Origin of the sequence: Octadecabacter algicola (assembly GCF_021532625.1) — a bacterium.
GTDB lineage: Bacteria > Pseudomonadota > Alphaproteobacteria > Rhodobacterales > Rhodobacteraceae > Octadecabacter > Octadecabacter algicola.
In genome coordinates, this window is sequence record NZ_JAKGAR010000001.1 from 1,158,239 (window position 1) to 1,176,942 (window position 18,704).

Sequence of the window (18,704 nt, forward strand, 5' to 3'; positions counted from 1 at the left end):
CCATGATCAAGCCGCGTTTTTCTATCGTGGCTGGGGCGCGGGCCGCCTTTGTCGCTTTGGTGTTGTGTGTTGGCGGGATGCCGACTGACACAACGGCACAGACCACGGGACAACGGATTACACCGCAAGAAGCGCGAACCTTGGCGGGTCAATTGATCGACGCGCGTCAGCCAGCTGCCGCGCGTGAGATCGCATTGAGCCTTGTGAACGCGAACCCAAACGATGTCGCATCGCTGGTCGCACTGGCACGGGCAGAAATTGCGCTTGGCAATCAAGATGCGGCAATAGCGGCGGCTCGCTCTGCCAAAACCGCAGCGCAAACACCGGCACAGAACTACCTCGCCTCTCTCGCCATGGCGGATGTCTTGGCACAATCTGAACGGTTCACGCGATCACAATTTTGGTTACGACGCGCGATCCAGTTCGCACCAAATACCCAAGCCGAACAGGTCGCCGTGCAGGCATTTCGCCGCGTGCGGCGCGCAAACCCTCTTGCCGTAGAACTTAGCTTCGGGCTCGCCCCATCGAGCAATGTAAATTCGGGTAATGCAAATCAAACCATCAGCTTTGCTTATTTACCGGGTGTTTTGGGGGAAATCGAATGGCTAGTCCCAGCCGATGAACGCCCCCTAGCGGGGTTGGAACTGTCGCTCCAGACTGACCTACGCTACCGCATCGCCCAATCGGAAACCAACCGCACATCGCTCGAGTTTGGCTTGTTTGGCCGCACTTACATCATGTCATCTGAGGCACGGGACACTGCGCCCGACGTCACCGGCGAAAGCCTGTCTTACTATAAGGTCTCGACCGGCATATTGCATGAATGGCGCCCACAAGGATCCGCTAACCCTTATTTCGCAAGATTGAGCCTCTCAAACGCTTGGTCGGGGGGGGATCCTTACCAATTCGAAGTCGATGCGACCCTTGGAACAGGTTTTACCTTAGCCAATGAGGACCGCCTGTCCTTCTCTGGCGGGCTGCGCCACACGTCACGCCACGGGAGCGATACGGAAATTTTGACCTATTCAATACGCAGCCGTTGGTCGCGTACGCTGGGCAATAGCGACGTGCTTGGCCTCAATGCGCAACTCGCCCGTGCAACATCCGATACCACCGATCTTGCATATCGCGACACCACGATTGGGGTGAGGTATGACTTCGGTGATATCATCGAAGGGATCGACCTAGAAACTAGCTATTCCGAACAGTTCCGCGTCTATGAAACCTCCGCCTATGACCCCGCAGGTCGCGAAGATCGGATTTCGTCGCTCCGGTTTGACGTCGGCGTTAACAAAGTAGATTTCTTCGGATTCCAACCCGTGGTCACAGTTCTAGGTCGGCGCACAGATTCATCCGTGCCACGGTTTGACACTGAAGGCGTGCAAGTTGGATTAAATTTCCGATCCAGCTTCTAACGACTGGTCGTCTGTTACATCCATGATAGGTTCCGACTAATAACCTAGGAGGTCACATGTCCCTAAAGTATCTACACACGATGGTCCGCGTCAAAGACTTGGACGCTTCAATTGCATTCTACAAACTGCTCGGACTTGTTGAACGAAAACGAACAGACCATGAGGGCGGGCGGTTTACGCTGGTCTTTTTGTGCCCGCCGGATCAGGCTGACGGTCATGCCGACGTAGAATTAACTTACAACTGGGACGGTGATGATGCGCTGCCGTCCGACAGCCGACACTTTGGTCATCTCGCCTATACATGCGAAAATATTTACGATCTTTGTCAAACACTTATGGACAATGGCGTCACCATCAACCGCCCGCCACGCGATGGCCATATGGCATTTGTCCGCAGCCCAGACAACGTATCGATTGAGCTCTTGCAAGAGGGTGACAGACTCGCCCCTGCGGAACCTTGGGCAAGTATGGAAAACACAGGTCACTGGTAAGTTCCAAAAGGCTATTCATAGCTGACATCGACCACCGTCAGATCAAGCCCTGAGGCGCCCCCGAACCATGTTTGGTTTCGTGTGGGCGCCTAAAGCCCTAGTAGATATAGCGAATTTGGTCGGTCCAATATCGCTCAACGCGGCGCAACGCCGTGGCAATCTCATCGAGGCCATTCATATCTAATACACCACGTTCTTGCAGCCCCGTTGCGTGATTTGCAAAGAGGCGCGACACGACATCACGGACACCTCGCCCCTTTTCGGTGAGACGAACACGCACTGAACGGCGGTCAATCTCGCAGCGTTGATGGTGCATGTAGCCCATTTCGACCAACTTCTTGAGATTGTAACTCACATTGCTGCCTTGATAGTACCCCCGGCTTTTCAATTCCCCGGCGGTGACTTCGTTGTCGCCGATATTGAACAGCAACAATGCCTGAACAGCATTGATTTCCAATACGCCAACCCGTTCGAATTCGTCTTTGATCACGTCCAACAGCAGTCGATGCAACCGCTCGACCAAGGTCAAGGCATCGAGATAGGTCGTCATGAATTCAGCCTCAGCCCCGCTGGGGGCCGTGCTGGAATTAGGCGGCAGCGAATGCAGGCTCATCTTAAACTCCGTCACAAAATTGTCTGCGACTCGATTGCCATGCGGAGGTAAAATATTCCGTTAAATTGCTGGAAATTCGATATGATCGATAGAGGGCTTCGAACTAGGGTTTGGTCAGGCCAACGGCACCTTCACGGATCTTCTCCATCAAACCCGAATAGTGGTCCGGCTCTACCACCTGCCCCGTAACCCATTGATATAAATCATGATCGTTTTCTGATAGCAGCGCATCATATTGCTGCAACTGCGGTTCACCCAGATCTGCCAAATGCGCCTCAGAGAAAGCCGTTAAAATGATATCCATTTCTTTGATGCCGCGCCGGATAGACCGCATGTGCAGCCGTTTTCGCATTACGTCCAATTCTTCGCTCATGATTTCCCCACCGCTCGGAACCGTTTTTCCAGCAATGCCAGACGTTCAGCAGACACCGCCATTTGTGCACGTACCGACCGCAGTTCAGTCAGTAATACCGTCATGTCAGGTGCCACCTGGTCCTCTTCTTCGGGAGCCTCGACGCCTTCGCCCTCGCCGGTCAAAAGCCAGCTAAGCGAAACCCCTAGAATGCCTGCAAGAATGCTTAGTCGGTTCGCACGCGGTTCACTTAAGTCATTTTCCCAATTGCGCATCGTGCTGTTTTTGACACCGACCCTCTGTGCCAGCCCTTTTTGGCTCAGCTTGGCAGCCTCGCGTGCTGCAGCCAAGCGATCTCCAAACGTTGCCGTTTCTTCACTGTACCAATCGTGATTGTCGTCTACGTCAGTCATGCTCGTGCCTTATCTGAATTGCGCGTTGCCAGCGCCTACCCCGCCCCATATGACAGGTCTTAACCGATCTTGCTACACGAGGCCCCAAATGCCCTTCCTTTCTGCGACACTCGACCGCGTCAAACCGTCCCCGACCATTGCAATGAACACCAAAGCCGGTGAACTGAAGGCCGCAGGCAAAGACGTCATCAGCCTTAGCGCTGGTGAACCTGACTTTGACACGCCGCAGAATATCAAAGACGCAGGGATCGCCGCAATCAATGCCGGTAAGACGAAATACACGGCCCCTGACGGTATCCCCGAGCTGAAGCAAGCAATCTGTGATAAGTTCGCACGCGAGAATGACCTTTCATACCAACCGAACCAGATTTCAGTCGGCACGGGCGGTAAGCAGATCCTTTATAATGCACTGATGGCCACCCTGAACGAGGGCGACGAGGTCGTAATTCCTGCCCCCTATTGGGTCAGCTATCCCGATATGGTTCTGCTGGCTGGCGGAACTCCAGTTATCGCCGAAGCCTCGCTTGAGGCCGGTTTCAAACTGACGCCAGAACAGCTTGAGGCGGCGATTACCGACAAGACCAAATGGCTGATCTTTAACTCACCGTCCAATCCAACGGGCGCGGGCTACAGCTGGGAAGAGCTAAAGGCGCTGACAGACGTTTTGCTGCGTCACCCCCATGTTTGGGTAATGTCGGATGATATGTACGAACACCTTTCATATGGGGACTTCAAATTCTGCTCCCCCGCGCAGGTTGAACCGCAACTCTATGATCGCACATTGACCACCAATGGTGTGTCAAAGGCCTATGCAATGACGGGCTGGCGGATCGGTTATGCGGGCGGACCAGTTGCTCTCATCAATGCAATGCGCAAAGTGCAAAGCCAGTCCACGTCCAACCCTTGCACCATCAGCCAGTGGGCTGCAGTTGAGGCCTTGAACGGCACACAAGATTTCCTCGAAAGCAACCGCGCACTGTTCCAACGCCGTCGCGATCTGGTTGTGTCTATGTTGAACGACGCCGCTGGCATTGAATGCCCTGTCCCCGACGGCGCATTCTACGTCTACCCAAGCATTGCGGGCTGCATCGGCAAGACCAGCGCTGCGGGCATCAAAATCACCAATGACGAAGTATTCGCTACAGCCTTGCTGGAGGAGACTGGGATCGCAGTTGTCTTCGGTGCCGCCTTTGGCCTTAGCCCGAATTTCCGCGTGAGCTATGCGACGTCGGATGAAGCATTGAAAGATGCCTGCTCTCGCATTCAAACCTTCTGTGCGGGTCTTCGCTAAACCCTAGCGACATCACATTCGCGCTGCTAACATACCGCAAACCAGTGAGTAGGCCCCACCATGAGTGCAGAGCTTCCCGACTATTATTTCCGTGTCCGTGAGAACGGCGCAGCGGTGTTTCGTGTGGACACGGAAAACCGGCAGCGACGCATTGAGATGGACCAGATTGCGGTCATCAACATCAAAAACGGCGAAGTGAAACCACACGGGGATCGCACGCTAAGCGATGAAGACATCGCAGAAATCGAAAGCTGGATGACGGATCGTAAAGCCCTGCTGGCACGCCGCGATATTGACGACATCCACCGTGCTGTGGATTACCTCAATATTACGACACAGTGGGTGCAATCAAAGGCCGAAGACGACCAGTTGGAGGAGGTGACTGACGACCTGCTTTTGGCAATGCATGACCTGCGCTCGCTGCTTGTGCGCAAAAAGGCTGACCGCCTGATGAAGGCGCAAGATGCCGCTGAATAAACAACGCGCGCACTTAGCCGGTGCTGCGCGTTGTTCGCGCCCAAAACCTTAAGCCAAGCAGAATAGCAGCGATTCCCAAGCCCACGGTCAGCCCCAACCACAAGCCCACAGGCCCGACCCCAAATGTGAACGCGAGCAGGTAACTCGACGGAATGCCGATCACCCAATAGCTGACAATCGCCAGCCACATAGGAACGCGCGTGTCTTGCACGCCGCGCAATACGGACAGCGCCACAATCTGCCCTGCATCCACAAACTGAAACAACGCCGACACGATAATCAGCGATATGCCGAGCGTCAAAACGGCATCACGGGCCGGATCGGTCGGGTCAATGAACATGGACACCAAGGTACCTGGCATCGCGAGGTAAACCAAGACGACCAGCAGGCCAAAGGTCAGCGAAACGCCATAGGCTGCGTATGCTCCACGTTTCAAATCAACTTCGTTGCGGGCACCAAAATGACGGCTGGCGCGGATCGTTGCGGCCTCGCACATGCCGACGTGGAACATGAACATGAACGCCGTCAATTGCAGCGCGATTCCGTGGGCCGCTAATTCCACTTCACCGATCCAGCCCATCATGATTGAGGACCCAACGAACAAGCCGCCCTCTGCAAAGGACGTCAGCCCAATCGGTAGGCCAAGCCGGAACACTTCGCCCATTGCTTCGGCGTCGCTGCGCCAAATACGGCGAAACAATTCGGCCTCTGGTTTGGTGCGCTGTGTATAGATCATGAGGGCGATCATCTGGAGCAACTGGATCACAACGGACGCAATCGCCGCCCCTTCGATGCCAAGTTCAGGTGCGCCCAAATTACCGAAGATCAAAGCGTAATTGACCAAGGCATTGGCCGCGAGTGCGATCAGAGTGATCCACAATTGCACGGCTGTCAGTTCCATCGCACCCAGATAGGACCGCATCACTTGCGCGCCCATGGCGGGGAACATGCCTAGCACTGCGATCCGCAGGTACAGCCCACCCTCGGCGGCAACGCTCGGTTCCTGCCCGATCAGCAGCAGCACCTGTTCTCCATACATGAACGGAACGATCAACAGCGTCGAATATATTGCCGAAAGCCACAACGCCATGCGTGTCACGCGGCGCGCGCGAGTCTCATCACCCTGCTCTATGGCTTCGGCAACCATTGGTGTTACCGCACGACCAAACCCTGCGCCGATGATAAAGATCACGAACCACAGCCCGGTCGCCACAGTCGCGGCAGCTAGGGACGAAACCGAATACCACCCAAGCATGATCGTATCCGTCATATGGATCGAAAAGCCTGCAACGTTGGCCCCGACCAAAGGCAGACCCAGTTTCAGCAATCGCGAGACATGCGTTTGATATGACATTGGTGTAGACATGATATCGGCATAGGCTCAATCTTAGCTTGGGTCTAGCCAATGTCTGTTAACCGGAGCACACAATGTTTGATACTTTGATTAACGACGCGCAGACCTTTCTACGCGCCCTGTCACGCGACAACACCCGTGACTGGTTCCACGCCCATAAGGCCGAGTATGACAATAAGTTGCGTGATCCCGCCAAAGCGCTGCTCGACACGATGTCACCAAGGCTAAAGTCTCTGACGGGGTTCGACGTCACGCCAAAACTGTTCCGCGCGCATCGCGACGTCCGGTTTTCCAAAGACAAGACACCCTACACGACCCATTTACATATGATGTGGGCCGTTGAGGCTGGCGCGCGCCAGAACCCCGTCGTGTTCTTTGGTATCAATCTGACTGAGGTCACCGTTGGCACCGGAATGATGGAGTTTAGCAAGGACGTGCTGATGGATTGGCGTAAGATGGTCGACCTTGATGGTGATCACATGGCTGGTCGCATCCGCTCCGTCACTGATAAGGGCTACACCCTTTGGGAGCCCAAATTAAAACGAGTGCCGCCGCCCTTTGACAAAGATCACCCTTATGCTGACCTTTTGCGCCAAAAAGGCCTGGTCGCCACGGGGCAGCCAGAAATGTCGGGCGATCTGGTCGAACGTTTGGATGGCGCCTTTGCTGACCTTTGGCCCCTGTCAGACATGCTGATCGGCGTCGCTGAAACGCCGACGCTATAGCCTAGAGGACCTGATCAGCGACGTCCTTGAATGCTTTTAACGTCGCATCTACGTCGCGCAGTTTATCAATGCCAAACAATCCAATACGGAACGTGCGGAAATCGGCGGGCTCATCGACGGCCAATGGCACGCCAGCTGCGATCTGCATCCCAGCACCAGCGAATTTTGAACCGTTCTGAATGTCTGGATCATCCGTATAACCGACCACCACACCCGGTGCGCCGAACCCGTCAGCGGCAACGGATTTAATGCCTTTGCTTGCGAAATAGGCCCGCACACCGTCGCCTAGTTTCCATTGGGCGTCGCGCAAGGCGTCAAAGCCCATTTCTTCGGTTTCTTGCATGGTATCGCGGAAATCGCGCAGGGCATCTGTCGGCATTGTCGCGTGGTAGGCGTGCCCACCGTTCAGATAAGCCTGCATGATCGAATACCACTTCTTCAGATCAACTGCGAAGCTGTCAGAATTCGTCGCCTCTAACCTTTCCAAAGCGCGCTCGGACATCATGACCAAGCCAGCGGACGGGCTGGACGACCAGCCTTTTTGCGGCGCCGAGATCAGAACATCAACGCCTGTCGCCTTCATATCAACCCACGCGCAACCAGATGCAATGCAATCCAGAACCATCAACGCGCCAACCTCGTGTGCGGCTTCGGCAAGGGCGGTCACATAATCATCCGGAAGGATAATTCCCGCACTGGTTTCCACATGCGGCGCAAAGACCACAACAGGCTTTGCCTCACGGATGGCGGCGGTGACGTCTTCAATTGGTGCCGGCGCGAATGGGGCGCGGCTGTCGTTGCCAGTTTGGCGAGCCTTATGAACCGTCTGCTTGGCCGCAAAATCGCCCGCGTCGAAAATCTGGCTCCAACGGTACGAAAACCAGCCGTTGCGCACGATCATCGCATGCGCCCCTGCCCCGAACTGTCGTGCAACAGCTTCCATCGCGTAAGTGCCGCCTCCTGGAACAATCGCCACGCCGTCCGCGTTATAAACCTTCGCCAACATCCCGTTCAGATCGCGCATGACGCCCTGAAACACCTTTGACATGTGGTTCAACGAGCGATCGGTGAAAACGACGGAAAATTCCATCAAGCCATCGGGATCAACTGGGGAATGATTAGCAGTCATCTGAATATCCTTTACATGTTAAGGCAACGACACTGTGCCCCAACTGGTTGTGCAAAGTCTTTCGCAGAATACTGGAAACTGTCTAGCCCAAATCCGACTTGGCCTAAATGGGACCGGGCCTGCGTTCATCGCTCAACAACACGTTGGCCTCGACATCGCCAACACCAGGCAAGGTCATGACACGGCGCCGCAAGACCCGTTCGAAATCTGCCAGATCACGGGCGACGACACGAATGCGGTAATCATAAAGCCCCAGAACATGTTCAACCAACTGCACTTCGGGGATTGCCGTGACGGCGCGTTCGAAATCATCAAGACTAACGCGCCCTTTCGTCGCCAGCTTTACCCCCAAAAAGACAGTAACCCCAAACCCGAGCGCTTGTGCGTCCAGCGACACCCGTTGTCCCGCAAGAACTCCAGCCTCGCGCAGGCGTTTTATCCGTCGCCATGTCGCAGGTTGGCTTAACCCAATGCGCCCCCCAACAGCCGCAGCGGTCTGCGTGGCGTCTCTTTGTAGTGCTGCCAAAATGGCGCGATCCATGTCATCCAGCGTCATAACGGCAGGCTTTCGTCATTGAGCAGAGTCGCCACGGTCATCAAGGCTTCGATGTCAGCGATATGGGGCAGCGCTAGAATTTGATCGCGGTAAATTTGCTGATAATGCGCCATGTCACGGGCGATCACGCTCAGACGCACATCGACCCGTCCTAGAAACGTCTGGATTTCGGTCACTTCGGCTATACCGCGAGCCGCTTCCATGAATTCGTCAAACGCACGGACTTGGGTTTTGTCCAAGGTGATCCGCAACGAAACCCCGACCGCATAGCCCAACGCTGCCCAATCGATTACGGCATGTTGCCCCTTTAGAATGCCCTGTTCTTGCAATCGTCCTAAACGGCGCGTGGCTTTTAGGGCAGACACGCCAGCGCGCTGCGCCAATTCGGCGGCAGTCAAAGTAGGTTCGGCCTGCAACTGGCGCAGTAAACGGCGATCGGTATCGTCAAGCATGATAATCTCAATTTATCTACAAATCACGAATAACAACTTCATCAAATGAAATAAACCCATAAGAACGCCACTCGCATCCATCCAAAACCTGCGCCATAAGGACCGCAATCTAACCGCAACCAAAGGATTTCCCCATGCGCGTTTATTATGACCGTGACTGCGATGTTAACCTCATCAAAGACAAAAAAGTCGCCATCCTCGGCTATGGCTCCCAGGGCCACGCCCACGCTTTGAACCTGCGTGATTCAGGCGCGAAAAACCTTGTTGTCGCCCTGCGTGAAGGTTCCCCTTCTCAAGCCAAAGCCGAAGGCGAAGGCCTGAAAGTTATGGGTATCGCTGAAGCTGCGGCTTGGTGTGATGTGATCATGTTCACAATGCCCGACGAACTGCAGGCAGAAACATACAAGAAATACGTCCACGACAACATCAAGCCAGGTGCAGCAATCGCATTCGCCCACGGCCTGAACGTCCACTTCGGCCTGATCGAGCCTAAGGAAGGCGTTGACGTGATCATGATGGCGCCAAAAGGCCCAGGTCACACTGTGCGTGGCGAATACACAAAAGGCGGCGGTGTTCCGTGCCTCATCGCTGTTGACACAGACGCATCCGGCAAAGCCCAAGAAATTGGCCTGTCCTACTGTTCCGCAATCGGTGGCGGTCGTTCCGGCATCATCGAAACAAACTTCCGTCAGGAATGTGAAACTGACCTCTTCGGCGAACAAGCTGTTTTGTGTGGCGGTATCGTTGAACTGATCCGCATGGGCTTTGAGACACTTGTAGAAGCTGGCTACGAGCCTGAAATGGCGTATTTCGAATGCCTGCACGAAACAAAGCTGATCGTAGACCTGATCTATGAAGGCGGCATTGCAAACATGGATTACTCCATCTCCAACACAGCTGAGTACGGCCAGTACGTCACCGGCCCACGCATCTTGCCATACGAAGCAACGAAGAAAGCGATGAAAGAATCCTTGGCTGACATTCAGTCCGGTAAATTCGTTCGTGACTTCATGCTTGAAAACGCTGTTGGCCAGCCAACAATCAAAGCGTCCCGTCGTGCAAACGACGAGCACCAGATCGAACAGGTTGGTGCAAAGCTGCGCGCAATGATGCCTTGGATCTCCGAAGGCAAAATGGTCGACAAAGCGAAGAACTAAGTTCTAAGCATTTAGAACGCGATAGGCCGCCCCATATGTGGGCGGCCTTTTGTTTTTCAGGTTCTGTTCACGCCAGATGATGGCCTGCAGTTCAGAGGTTTTGGCGCACATAACCCGGATTGGTGTAAGTGACCCCCTCTTGGTATCCCGTACGCAAGTGAATGCGACCGGCATCAAACAAGGCCCTGCAATCATTTGCATCTGCATATGCATCCTCAGGCAGTAAGACTGTATGCGCACCTGGGCCATCGAAACGCGGGTCATCACAATCACCGTCATTTGCCCACTGGCTTTCATTGGTGCCCCAAACGACCCCCTCAGGAACCGTCATACAGCCAGAAACGGCCCCCAAAAGACAAACCCCAACAATCATCTTCCCAACACTTCCAGCCATTTCGCGAAACTCCAATTCGATAATAATATCACCCAACAGCGGGTGGTTCTTAAGGCCACTCTGCGGAACTCTTTGCGAAGAGACAAGGCAGCTGATCTCCGTCGCCTCGGTCTGAACCGCGCAATCAAAGGTACATGGCAACTGGACACGCCCCTGTCCATCTGTTCCAAGACGGCCATGACATCCCACCCCACGACAACAAATTGGCTCTCTATCTTTTTGCTCGGCCTCATTTGGGGCGGAACTTTTATGGTCGTGGCCATTGCATTGGAAGGGTATGGCCCCCTGACGGTGGCCTGTGCGCGCACGACCTTGGGTGCCGTGACTTTGCTACTGCTTGTGCGGCTGTTGAACCGGCCCTTTCCGCGCGGGCGCGCTGTTTTTGCCTACCTCGGGATCATCGGCGTTTTGAATACGGCCCTGCCCTTTGCGCTGCTGTCTTGGGGTCAGCAGTATGTCCCGTCGGCCTTTGCCGGTATTTCAATGGCCGCACTGCCCCTGTTCGTGCTGCCCTTGGCCCATATTTTTACCGACGAGAAACTGTCTTCCCGTAAACTGCTCGGCGTCATGCTTGGCTTTCTCGGGGCGGCTGTCCTAATTGGGCCAACCGCGTTTGACTTCTCCGAAGGGTCACTCGCTCTGCCACAACTGGCCTGTATCGGAGCGTCTTTCAGCTATGCGATCTCGAGTGTGTTAACCCGTCGCTGCCCGCCGATCGACAGCATCACCATGGCCGCACTGACACTTGTTGTCGGCGCGTTCTGTTTGATACCGGCGATGTTGGTGTTTGAGGGTATTCCCGAATGGACTGGCACGCGTTCCAGCTACGCCATTGTCTTTCTTGGGCTCGTTCCAACGGCGTTCGCGGCCCTGTTGCGGGTCGCGACGATCCGAACCGCAGGCGCCGTCTTTATGACGATGGTCAACTACCAAGTCCCTGTTTGGTCCATGGTCTTCGGCGCGTGGGTCCTGTCCGAAGTCCTTCCGTTGCGCTTCTTCGTGGCACTCGCGATCATTCTCATCGGTTTGGCCATCAGCCAATGGAACAGCCTAAAGGCTATGTTCAGGCACTGACGGTTGCCACAGCTTCGACCTCGGCGACGATACTATCGACAACCTTTTCCAACAGTGCATCATCTACACATTCCGCCATGACACGGATCAGTGGTTCTGTTCCTGATTTGCGGATCAGCAAGCGGCCTTTACCCACAAGGGCTTCCTCAGCAGATGCAATAGCGGCCTTTACTGAAAGCTCGCCAAGTGGATCGGCTCCGTCACCGTAACGCACGTTTTTCAGCATTTGAGGTACTGTTTCGAAAACGCGGCACAACTCGGACGCGCGCTTACCGGTTTCGATCATCGCCGCAAGGAATTGAAGACCCGCCAGCAGGCCATCGCCCGTGGTCGCGAAATCGGACATGACGATATGGCCGGATTGCTCTCCGCCAAGGTTAAAGCCACCTGCACGCATACCTTCGACCACATAACGATCCCCGACCGAAGTGCGCAGAAGCTTTAGACCTTTATCTTCCAAGTGGCGTTCAAGCCCAAGATTGGACATGACCGTGGCCACCAGAGTGCCACCGTTCAAACGCCCTTGCTCGGCCCAACGGGTCGCAAAGAGGCCCATGATCTGATCACCGTCCGCGACCTCTCCGTTTTCATCTAAAATCATCACGCGGTCTGCATCGCCATCAAGACAAATGCCAACATCTGCACCGTGGGTTACAATGGTCTCAGCCGCCGTGCGTGGTGATGTCGACCCGCACCCTTCGTTGATGTTGAACCCGTCTGGCGCAGTTCCGACAGGAATAACTGTTGCGCCAAGCTCCCAAAGGACTTCCGGGGCGACTTTATAGCCTGCCCCGTTGGCGCAATCGATGACCACTTTAAGACCATCAAGGCGCATGCCTGCTGGAAAGGTACCTTTCAGACGTTCCGCATAGCGGAAACGACCATCATCAATGCGCTTTGCGCGGCCAATGTTGTTCGCCTGCGCTGGTTCAATTTCGCTTTCCATTAGACGCTCGATTTCGGCCTCGGCTTCGTCGGACAATTTGAAACCGTCAGGGCCAAAGAACTTGATGCCATTGTCCATCGCCGGATTGTGGCTAGCAGAAATCATAATACCGAGGTCAGCGCGCATTGACGTTGTTAGCAAGCCAACGGCCGGCGTCGGGATAGGCCCCAGTAACAGCACATTCATGCCCGTGCTTGTGAGCCCCGCCGTCAGCGCGTTTTCAAACATATATCCAGAAAGGCGTGTGTCTTTGCCGATAACAACGCGGTGGCCGTTGGACCCGTCATTGCGGAAATATCGCCCTGCAGCCGCGCCAATCTTGAGCGCCATGTCGGCTGTCATTGGGTATTTGTTAGCTGTGCCCCGAACGCCATCGGTTCCGAAAAATTTACGCGCCATCTATGTCTACTCCGCTCAGTGCCTTTTGCAGGCTTAGCGCCTGTCTGGTTTCCTTTGTATCATGGACCCGCAGTATCTGAACACCCTGTGCGGCTCCATGTAGCGCTACGGCAACCGAACCCGCCATACGATCGGCGGCAACATCCGTTTCAGAGATGGTTCCGATGAACCGCTTGCGCGAAGCCCCCAACAAGATCGGCAAGCCAAGGTCATGATAGATCGCCAAGTGGCGAAGTAACGTCACATTGTGTTGCAGTGTCTTACCAAACCCGATGCCAGGGTCCGTGATAATCAAATCGTGCGAAATCCCTGCTGAGACGGCGCATTCAATGCGTTCTGCAAGGTGATCAAAGACGTCCAACACCACGTCGTCGTACTTTGGATCGTCCTGCATGGTCACTGGCGTCTCAACGGAATGCATCAAGCAAACGGGCACCGCAGCATCCGCGACCACCGCCGCCATATCTGGATCGAACCGCAATGCAGTTACGTCGTTCACCATATCCGCCCCCGCCGCGAGGGCCGCAGCAGCAACAGCGGCTTTCCGCGTATCAATCGAGATCGGTGTGGTAATTCCAGCGTCGCGGATCGCCCGAATAACAGGTGCCGTGCGAGTAACTTCTTCTTGAACGTCAACTTCAACCGCACCGGGGCGGGTACTCTCTCCGCCAATGTCAAGAATGTCGGCGTCTTGCGCCATCAGCCGTGCACGAGCTACGGCCTGGTTCACCGTTGCCAGATCCCCGCCATCCGAAAAGCTGTCTGGCGTGACATTCAGAATTCCCATGATACGTGGACGATCCAATGTAAGGCCACAAAGTGGCGTACGCGGTGCGCTTATCCGTTCGCGGACATCTTGCGGTACGTCCTGAAGACGCAGCTCAGTTGGGCTTTCCCCAAGAACGATCTGCTCCAACCGATCAAAATGAACATAGCCACTGCCGCCCAAACCACAGAATTGGGCTTGAGATGCGCCTTGAAAGGTCTCAGGGATCGCGCGACGGTATATGGTCACACGGTTTCTCCTGCGGCCATAACTCGCACGGGAAAACCCACATCAGGTGCATCTGCCCCGATTACGATCATTTCGGCCGCCTGCATTTCGCCTGCAAACCACGCCGCCAACGCCACAGCATCATTCGGCCCTGCATCGGGGCCATCAACGGCATCCAGCACAATCTTGGACGGGGCCCAAACACTGATTTGGCCATTCTTCATAGCCCAATCAAGCTCGGTGCGGGTCCCGACCACAACACAGCGTTTATCGCGCCCTGCAAGCACCCATGCGTTTTGCTCAATGGCCAGCAGATCAATGCGACGCTGCGCTTGTGGGATACTTGAACGAGGTGCGGTAGTGTCGCCAGCCCCAAGACAAAAGATCAATGGCGTCTCATCCTGTAGAAGCTCGTCAATCGTTCGCGCCAGATCATCAGAGGCAATGGTCTCATTGGACAAGAACACCAAGCGCGGATGTGGGGCCTCTACGGTTTGAACAGCGGCATCCAGATTTCCGCCCTTTTCGCGGGCGATCTCAACCCCAAGCGAATACGGCCCACGGTCAATCTTTTCGATGCGCACAAAAACCCGCAACGCCTGTGGTTCCAGCAGAATACGTTCAGCCACGCGGGCCGCCAGTGTTTCAAGGAGGTTCAGCCGTTCATCACCAAGTTCAGCGTCGATTGCTTCTGTAACGCGGTCATAGGACAGGATGCGATCCACATCATCGTCAATGGCACCTGTAAGGGGTTCAACCTCGACAACCACATTAAATTTGATGCGTTGAAGCGTTCCGCGTTCCTGTTGAAATGCTCCGATTTCGACTTCGCGCGTATAATCGCGCAAGGAAATCCGGTCACGTAGCCCGCTCGGGGCAGTTGCCTCTGCCCTCTCGGATGGGTGGGCGAATGCCAATTTGGTGTCACTGCTCATGTCGTCGCCCTTATTGTACCCGATACGGGATACTAAGCGCACAGCGCAACAGCAAGCGCCTGTTGCGGCAGGTTGCCTAGGGGACGCGACTAGCTTTGTCGGTAAAAGTGATGCGACCCGATGGTGGTCGTGCGTGGAAATACACTTGCCCAACGTGGGTTCACGGCACGTGTGTGATAATGCGTTGCGCCGTCCGTCAACGTGCGCGGTGCGCCATCGACCAACAACCGAGCGACCTTACCAACACGGGCCCAAGCGGCAGGTTCATGGATGACCTCAGCGGCACCATCGCAGGTATAAGTGAACTGGCAGGCGTATTGGCGGCCTGTTCCTTGGTTGATCACACCACACAGCGTATTCGGGAAGCGGCCGGAATCGACACGGTTCATGATAACTTCGCCAACTGCGAACAACCCGCGCACGCTTTCACCGCGGGCCTCAAAGTAGAGCGCTTCCGCAAGGCAACGCCATTGGTCGCCACCAGAAGCAGTTGGCTGTTCCGCAAGAAACGCATTGTCGTAAGTAATGACATCAGGAGCGGTCGGGATATTGCGCACGGAGGCAGGAGGCACAGACGTCAACGCCGCGAGGCTCGAGTCTGGCACCTGTTGGATCGCAGCACGTTCTTGCCCAAGCAATGCACCTAAACGGGCAGCTAAGACCTCATCTGCGTTCGCAGGTGCCAATGCCGCAAATCCCATGCTCGTGGCCAAAACAGCCGTCGCACAAATACGCAATCCCAGTCGCTTAATCATCAATCAGTCCAGATCGGCACATGGCAAGCCCCATGCAAGCGCCCCGCCTTTAAGGGAAACTTAACCAACAGTCTAGGATGTCTGATGCGTCAGGAACGCGCACTGCTGTGGTTAAGACACTAGGTAAACTATGACTCACAAGATATTGCGGAATCACAATAATCCCAATCAAGGGATGGACGCTTAGCGAGGATCTTTTTTATCCTCGATTGCCAATTGAGCGGCGGAAAGTCGCGCGACTGGAACACGAAACGGTGAACAAGACACATAATCAAACTTTTGCGCGCGGCAAAATGCGATGGCGTTGGTATCCCCGCCATGCTCACCACAGATCGACAATGTCACGTCCGGGCGGCCTTGTCGGCCCCTCTCAGCGCCAAGCTGTAACAGCTCTCCGACGCCTTCAAGGTCAAGGGTATGAAAGGGATCTTCGGCATATACATGCTGATTGACATAGTCCGACATGAACTTCCCTGCGTCATCGCGCGACAACCCATAGGTCATCTGGGTCAAATCGTTTGTCCCGAACGACAAGAACGCTGCATGCTCGGCAATATCCGCCGCCCGCAACGCGGCACGCGGTGTTTCGACCATGACACCAAGACGGTAGTCAAATTCAACACCGGTTTCTGCATGCACAGCCGCAGCGACAGAATCCACCCGCGACTGAACAAGTTCGACTTCACGCATCGCACTGACCAGCGGGATCATAATTTCAGGAACGACGGCCTCGGCCTCAGCGTTGATAGCCACCGTCGCTTCAAAAATCGCGCGCGCCTGCATTTCATAGATTTCAGGGACAGTGATCCCCAACCGCACGCCACGCATCCCCAACATAGGGTTATACTCGGACAGATCATCAACACGCGCTGTAACCTGCGCCAAAGGCACATCCAATAACTCAGCAAGTTCACGCATGCCCGCTTTGCCCACAGGAAGAAATTCATGCAGAGGTGGGTCAAACAGGCGAATGCAAACTGGCTGGCCTTGCATGATACGGAACAATTCCGTGAAATCGGATCTTTGAAGTGGCAGCAGGCGTTCCAAGACGGCCGCACGACCTTCTGAAGTTTCTGCAAAGATCATCTCGCGCATTAGATCGATACGATCCCCGTCAAAGAACATGTGTTCCGTCCGGCACAACCCTATACCTTCAGCGGCAAAGTTGCGTGCTGTCTGCGCATCTGCAGGCGTGTCTGCATTCGCACGGATGCCGATATCACGCACCTCATCCGCCCAAGACAGCAAGGTTTGGAACCCATCATCGAGAGCCGCTTCCAACATCGCCGTTTCGCCTGCCAGTAATTGGCCTGTCGTACCATCGACAGTCACCATGTCACCGGCGGAAAAGCTGCGTCCATCAGGTACTTTGATGCAGCGTTTGCGTTCATCGACGTCAAGATCCGCTGCACCCACGATACAAGGCAAACCAATGCCGCGCCCAATCACGGCCGCGTGGCTTGTTACTCCGCCGCGCAAAGTTACCACGGCTGCGGATGCATGCATTCCACGAATGTCTTCAGGTGTTGTCTCACGCCGCACAAGAACGCAGGCTTCGCCACGGGCCGCACTGGCTTGTGCTTCACTGCCTGAAAAGACAAGACGACCACTTGCGGCACCTGGGCTGGCGGCAATGCCGCGCACCAAGAAATCTCGTTTCGCACTGCTGTCGACCTGACGGTGCAAGAGTTCTGATAAAGCCGCAGGTTTGACCCGCATCACGGCCTCTTCTTTGGCGATAACGCCGGTTTCCGCTAAATCCACAGCAATCCGCACCGCTGCGCGGCTGGATCGCGGCAATCGAATACCATCCAAAATGGACAGCGCGCCATCACGCACAACGAACTTGATCTCCATCTCTTCGCGCAAGCGCGTGCGAACCAGTTCCCCGTATTCAATGAGTTTTTGATAGGCCTCTGGCGCTTGTTCTTCCAAAGACGGTCCGCGCTTATCGCGCGATAGGAATTCGGCGTTCTTGCTGTCCCGCAAAGATGCGGTTGGCGCTGCCTGCGGGACAAACCGGCCAATGACCTGTTTGCATCCAGTGGTTCCGTCGACGAATTGCACCACGCCAGACCCTGACACCCCTGCCCCTAAGGCCAACGCCATTTCCTGCACCACAAGGCCAAGCCCTGCGTCAGCAGGCGCGCCCTTTGCCTGACGGAGCAACCGCGCAGTCGTTCCCTCCCATGCACGGGCCATGGAACGCAGCACTTCGCTTAACTGTTCACCTGCATCTTGCGGGAACTCTGCATCCATTTCCGACTCATATGTGGCCAACATTGCCTTCAAAGCATCCTGAGACGGGTGATCGGGCAAGTAAAACTCTTCAGGGTCCAGCCGCGCAACTTCGACCGCAAAGGACTGGATGTGGCGCATATAAAGGCGTGTCGCGACGTCTTCGCCCAAGCTTTGGCAGAGTTCTGCGTGCTTGGCATCGTTCAGACCGATGTTAAGCATTGCGCCCGGTCCACCCCAATCGGGATCCATGCTGCTGGGCCGTACGGATAAAAGTGGGGTTTCCTCAAAGTGGCGCAGAATTTGAGGAATATCAGCACCTTGACCAGCGGCAATTGCACGAACTGCATCAAATGAAATCGCAACAGTCGTCGGCACAGGCATGTCCAGACGGATCAACCGCTGAAGACATTTTGCCCGTCCACCATGAATGTCCGCGGCCATCGGCGCGGTCTTGGTGACAAGACATAAGTCTTTTAGCGTAATAACCTTCTGCACTGCAGCATTCCTTTTTCCCGCACCTTAGTCAGGTAGACGGGTTGAG

At 55.2% G+C, this 18,704-nt stretch carries 20 protein-coding genes; 7 read left to right on the forward strand and 13 right to left on the reverse strand.

Going from position 1 to position 18,704, the window contains the following annotated elements; translation table 11 throughout:
* Window positions 1-2 precede the first annotated feature (2 nt).
* Both L0666_RS05695 and L0666_RS05700 read left to right on the forward strand, forming a co-directional pair.
* A complete protein-coding gene (locus tag L0666_RS05695; protein ID WP_235259347.1) occupies window positions 3-1,415 on the forward strand; it encodes a tetratricopeptide repeat protein in 1,413 nt (470 codons plus the stop codon).
* 56 nt (window positions 1,416-1,471) lie between these two features.
* Entirely contained in the window at window positions 1,472-1,906 is a 435-nt protein-coding gene (locus L0666_RS05700; protein WP_235259348.1) for a VOC family protein, read from the forward strand.
* A gap of 97 nt (window positions 1,907-2,003) precedes the next feature.
* Here L0666_RS05700 and L0666_RS05705 read toward each other — a convergent pair whose 3' ends face one another.
* The 3 genes from L0666_RS05705 to L0666_RS05715 all read right to left on the reverse strand — a co-directional run bounded on the left by L0666_RS05705 (window position 2,004) and on the right by L0666_RS05715 (window position 3,284).
* Window positions 2,004-2,519: a MarR family winged helix-turn-helix transcriptional regulator gene (locus L0666_RS05705; RefSeq protein WP_235259349.1), complete on the reverse strand. Its 516-nt coding sequence runs from the start codon at window positions 2,517-2,519 to the stop codon at window positions 2,004-2,006.
* A gap of 103 nt (window positions 2,520-2,622) precedes the next feature.
* The gene (locus L0666_RS05710) at window positions 2,623-2,892 is read right to left on the reverse strand and encodes a succinate dehydrogenase assembly factor 2 (RefSeq protein ID WP_235259350.1); all 270 of its coding nucleotides are present in this window, start codon (window positions 2,890-2,892) and stop codon (window positions 2,623-2,625) included.
* Complete coding sequence (locus L0666_RS05715; RefSeq protein ID WP_235259351.1) at window positions 2,889-3,284, reverse strand: helix-turn-helix domain-containing protein; 396 nt, start codon at window positions 3,282-3,284, stop codon at window positions 2,889-2,891. The genes L0666_RS05710 and L0666_RS05715 overlap by 4 nt, the downstream gene beginning before the upstream one ends.
* 88 nt (window positions 3,285-3,372) lie before the next feature.
* Here L0666_RS05715 and L0666_RS05720 point away from each other — a divergent pair, with 88 nt between their 5' ends.
* On the forward strand, window positions 3,373-4,575 hold the full coding sequence (locus L0666_RS05720) for a pyridoxal phosphate-dependent aminotransferase (RefSeq protein WP_235259352.1): 1,203 nt from the start codon (window positions 3,373-3,375) through the stop codon (window positions 4,573-4,575).
* Between the two features lie 60 nt (window positions 4,576-4,635).
* Entirely contained in the window at window positions 4,636-5,052 is a 417-nt protein-coding gene (locus L0666_RS05725) for a hypothetical protein (protein ID WP_235259353.1), read from the forward strand.
* Window positions 5,053-5,065: 13 nt separating this feature from the next.
* On the opposite strand, the gene L0666_RS05730 is transcribed toward L0666_RS05725, so the two are convergent.
* The gene (locus tag L0666_RS05730; RefSeq protein WP_235259354.1) at window positions 5,066-6,418 is read right to left on the reverse strand and encodes an MATE family efflux transporter; all 1,353 of its coding nucleotides are present in this window, start codon (window positions 6,416-6,418) and stop codon (window positions 5,066-5,068) included.
* 62 nt (window positions 6,419-6,480) lie between these two features.
* Here L0666_RS05730 and L0666_RS05735 point away from each other — a divergent pair, with 62 nt between their 5' ends.
* Window positions 6,481-7,131 (forward strand): DUF2461 domain-containing protein, encoded by a 651-nt coding sequence (locus L0666_RS05735; RefSeq protein WP_235259355.1) that lies wholly within the window; start codon window positions 6,481-6,483, stop codon window positions 7,129-7,131.
* Window position 7,132: 1 nt separating this feature from the next.
* Here the strand turns inward: L0666_RS05735 and L0666_RS05740 are convergent, their stop codons facing one another.
* From L0666_RS05740 to L0666_RS05750, 3 genes are all read right to left on the reverse strand, one after another.
* Window positions 7,133-8,260, reverse strand: coding sequence for an aminotransferase class V-fold PLP-dependent enzyme (locus tag L0666_RS05740; RefSeq protein ID WP_235259356.1), 1,128 nt, complete (start codon window positions 8,258-8,260; stop codon window positions 7,133-7,135).
* 103 nt (window positions 8,261-8,363) lie between these two features.
* Window positions 8,364-8,816: an Lrp/AsnC family transcriptional regulator gene (locus tag L0666_RS05745; RefSeq protein WP_235259357.1), complete on the reverse strand. Its 453-nt coding sequence runs from the start codon at window positions 8,814-8,816 to the stop codon at window positions 8,364-8,366.
* On the reverse strand, window positions 8,813-9,268 hold the full coding sequence (locus tag L0666_RS05750) for an Lrp/AsnC family transcriptional regulator (RefSeq protein WP_235259358.1): 456 nt from the start codon (window positions 9,266-9,268) through the stop codon (window positions 8,813-8,815). The genes L0666_RS05745 and L0666_RS05750 overlap by 4 nt, the downstream gene beginning before the upstream one ends.
* Before the next feature lie 134 nt (window positions 9,269-9,402).
* Between L0666_RS05750 and ilvC the strand changes: the two genes are divergently transcribed.
* On the forward strand, window positions 9,403-10,425 hold the full coding sequence (gene ilvC, locus L0666_RS05755; RefSeq protein ID WP_235259359.1) for a ketol-acid reductoisomerase: 1,023 nt from the start codon (window positions 9,403-9,405) through the stop codon (window positions 10,423-10,425).
* Window positions 10,426-10,516: 91 nt separating this feature from the next.
* On the opposite strand, the gene L0666_RS05760 is transcribed toward ilvC, so the two are convergent.
* Window positions 10,517-10,819, reverse strand: coding sequence for a hypothetical protein (locus L0666_RS05760; RefSeq protein WP_235259360.1), 303 nt, complete (start codon window positions 10,817-10,819; stop codon window positions 10,517-10,519).
* A gap of 177 nt (window positions 10,820-10,996) precedes the next feature.
* Here L0666_RS05760 and L0666_RS05765 point away from each other — a divergent pair, with 177 nt between their 5' ends.
* Complete coding sequence (locus L0666_RS05765; protein ID WP_235259361.1) at window positions 10,997-11,893, forward strand: DMT family transporter; 897 nt, start codon at window positions 10,997-10,999, stop codon at window positions 11,891-11,893.
* Here the strand turns inward: L0666_RS05765 and glmM are convergent.
* The 5 genes from glmM to L0666_RS05790 form a co-directional block, all read right to left on the reverse strand.
* Window positions 11,883-13,238 carry a phosphoglucosamine mutase gene (gene glmM, locus L0666_RS05770; RefSeq protein WP_235259362.1) on the reverse strand — a complete coding sequence of 452 codons (1,356 nt, stop codon included), beginning with the start codon at window positions 13,236-13,238 and terminating at the stop codon, window positions 11,883-11,885. The two genes, L0666_RS05765 and glmM, sit on opposite strands and share 11 nt — an antisense overlap.
* Window positions 13,228-14,232 carry a dihydropteroate synthase gene (gene folP, locus L0666_RS05775; RefSeq protein ID WP_418887981.1) on the reverse strand — a complete coding sequence of 335 codons (1,005 nt, stop codon included), beginning with the start codon at window positions 14,230-14,232 and terminating at the stop codon, window positions 13,228-13,230. The genes glmM and folP overlap by 11 nt, the downstream gene beginning before the upstream one ends.
* Before the next feature lie 17 nt (window positions 14,233-14,249).
* Window positions 14,250-15,167: a dihydroneopterin aldolase gene (locus L0666_RS05780; RefSeq protein ID WP_235259363.1), complete on the reverse strand. Its 918-nt coding sequence runs from the start codon at window positions 15,165-15,167 to the stop codon at window positions 14,250-14,252.
* Window positions 15,168-15,256: 89 nt separating this feature from the next.
* Window positions 15,257-15,922, reverse strand: coding sequence for a cell wall hydrolase (locus tag L0666_RS05785; protein ID WP_235259364.1), 666 nt, complete (start codon window positions 15,920-15,922; stop codon window positions 15,257-15,259).
* A 183-nt stretch (window positions 15,923-16,105) separates the two neighbouring features.
* On the reverse strand, window positions 16,106-18,658 hold the full coding sequence (locus L0666_RS05790; protein WP_235259365.1) for a putative PEP-binding protein: 2,553 nt from the start codon (window positions 18,656-18,658) through the stop codon (window positions 16,106-16,108).
* Window positions 18,659-18,704 lie beyond the last annotated feature (46 nt).

Bases quoted from the DNA above. Each gene is read 5' to 3' on its own strand.
- glmM (WP_235259362.1), bottom strand. From the start codon at position 13,238: ATGGCGCGTAAATTTTTCGGAACCGATGGCGTTCGGGGCACAGCTAAC.
- L0666_RS05735 (WP_235259355.1), top strand. From the start codon at position 6,481: ATGTTTGATACTTTGATTAACGACGCGCAGACCTTTCTACGCGCCCTG.
- L0666_RS05780 (WP_235259363.1), bottom strand. From the start codon at position 15,167: ATGAGCAGTGACACCAAATTGGCATTCGCCCACCCATCCGAGAGGGCA.
- L0666_RS05730 (WP_235259354.1), bottom strand. From the start codon at position 6,418: ATGTCTACACCAATGTCATATCAAACGCATGTCTCGCGATTGCTGAAA.
- L0666_RS05695 (WP_235259347.1), top strand. From the start codon at position 3: ATGATCAAGCCGCGTTTTTCTATCGTGGCTGGGGCGCGGGCCGCCTTT.
- ilvC (WP_235259359.1), top strand. From the start codon at position 9,403: ATGCGCGTTTATTATGACCGTGACTGCGATGTTAACCTCATCAAAGAC.
- L0666_RS05750 (WP_235259358.1), bottom strand. From the start codon at position 9,268: ATGCTTGACGATACCGATCGCCGTTTACTGCGCCAGTTGCAGGCCGAA.
- L0666_RS05785 (WP_235259364.1), bottom strand. From the start codon at position 15,922: ATGATTAAGCGACTGGGATTGCGTATTTGTGCGACGGCTGTTTTGGCC.
- L0666_RS05715 (WP_235259351.1), bottom strand. From the start codon at position 3,284: ATGACTGACGTAGACGACAATCACGATTGGTACAGTGAAGAAACGGCA.
- L0666_RS05705 (WP_235259349.1), bottom strand. From the start codon at position 2,519: ATGAGCCTGCATTCGCTGCCGCCTAATTCCAGCACGGCCCCCAGCGGG.
- L0666_RS05720 (WP_235259352.1), top strand. From the start codon at position 3,373: ATGCCCTTCCTTTCTGCGACACTCGACCGCGTCAAACCGTCCCCGACC.
- L0666_RS05700 (WP_235259348.1), top strand. From the start codon at position 1,472: ATGTCCCTAAAGTATCTACACACGATGGTCCGCGTCAAAGACTTGGAC.
- L0666_RS05740 (WP_235259356.1), bottom strand. From the start codon at position 8,260: ATGACTGCTAATCATTCCCCAGTTGATCCCGATGGCTTGATGGAATTT.
- L0666_RS05745 (WP_235259357.1), bottom strand. From the start codon at position 8,816: ATGACGCTGGATGACATGGATCGCGCCATTTTGGCAGCACTACAAAGA.
- L0666_RS05710 (WP_235259350.1), bottom strand. From the start codon at position 2,892: ATGAGCGAAGAATTGGACGTAATGCGAAAACGGCTGCACATGCGGTCT.
- L0666_RS05760 (WP_235259360.1), bottom strand. From the start codon at position 10,819: ATGGCTGGAAGTGTTGGGAAGATGATTGTTGGGGTTTGTCTTTTGGGG.
- L0666_RS05765 (WP_235259361.1), top strand. From the start codon at position 10,997: ATGACATCCCACCCCACGACAACAAATTGGCTCTCTATCTTTTTGCTC.
- L0666_RS05725 (WP_235259353.1), top strand. From the start codon at position 4,636: ATGAGTGCAGAGCTTCCCGACTATTATTTCCGTGTCCGTGAGAACGGC.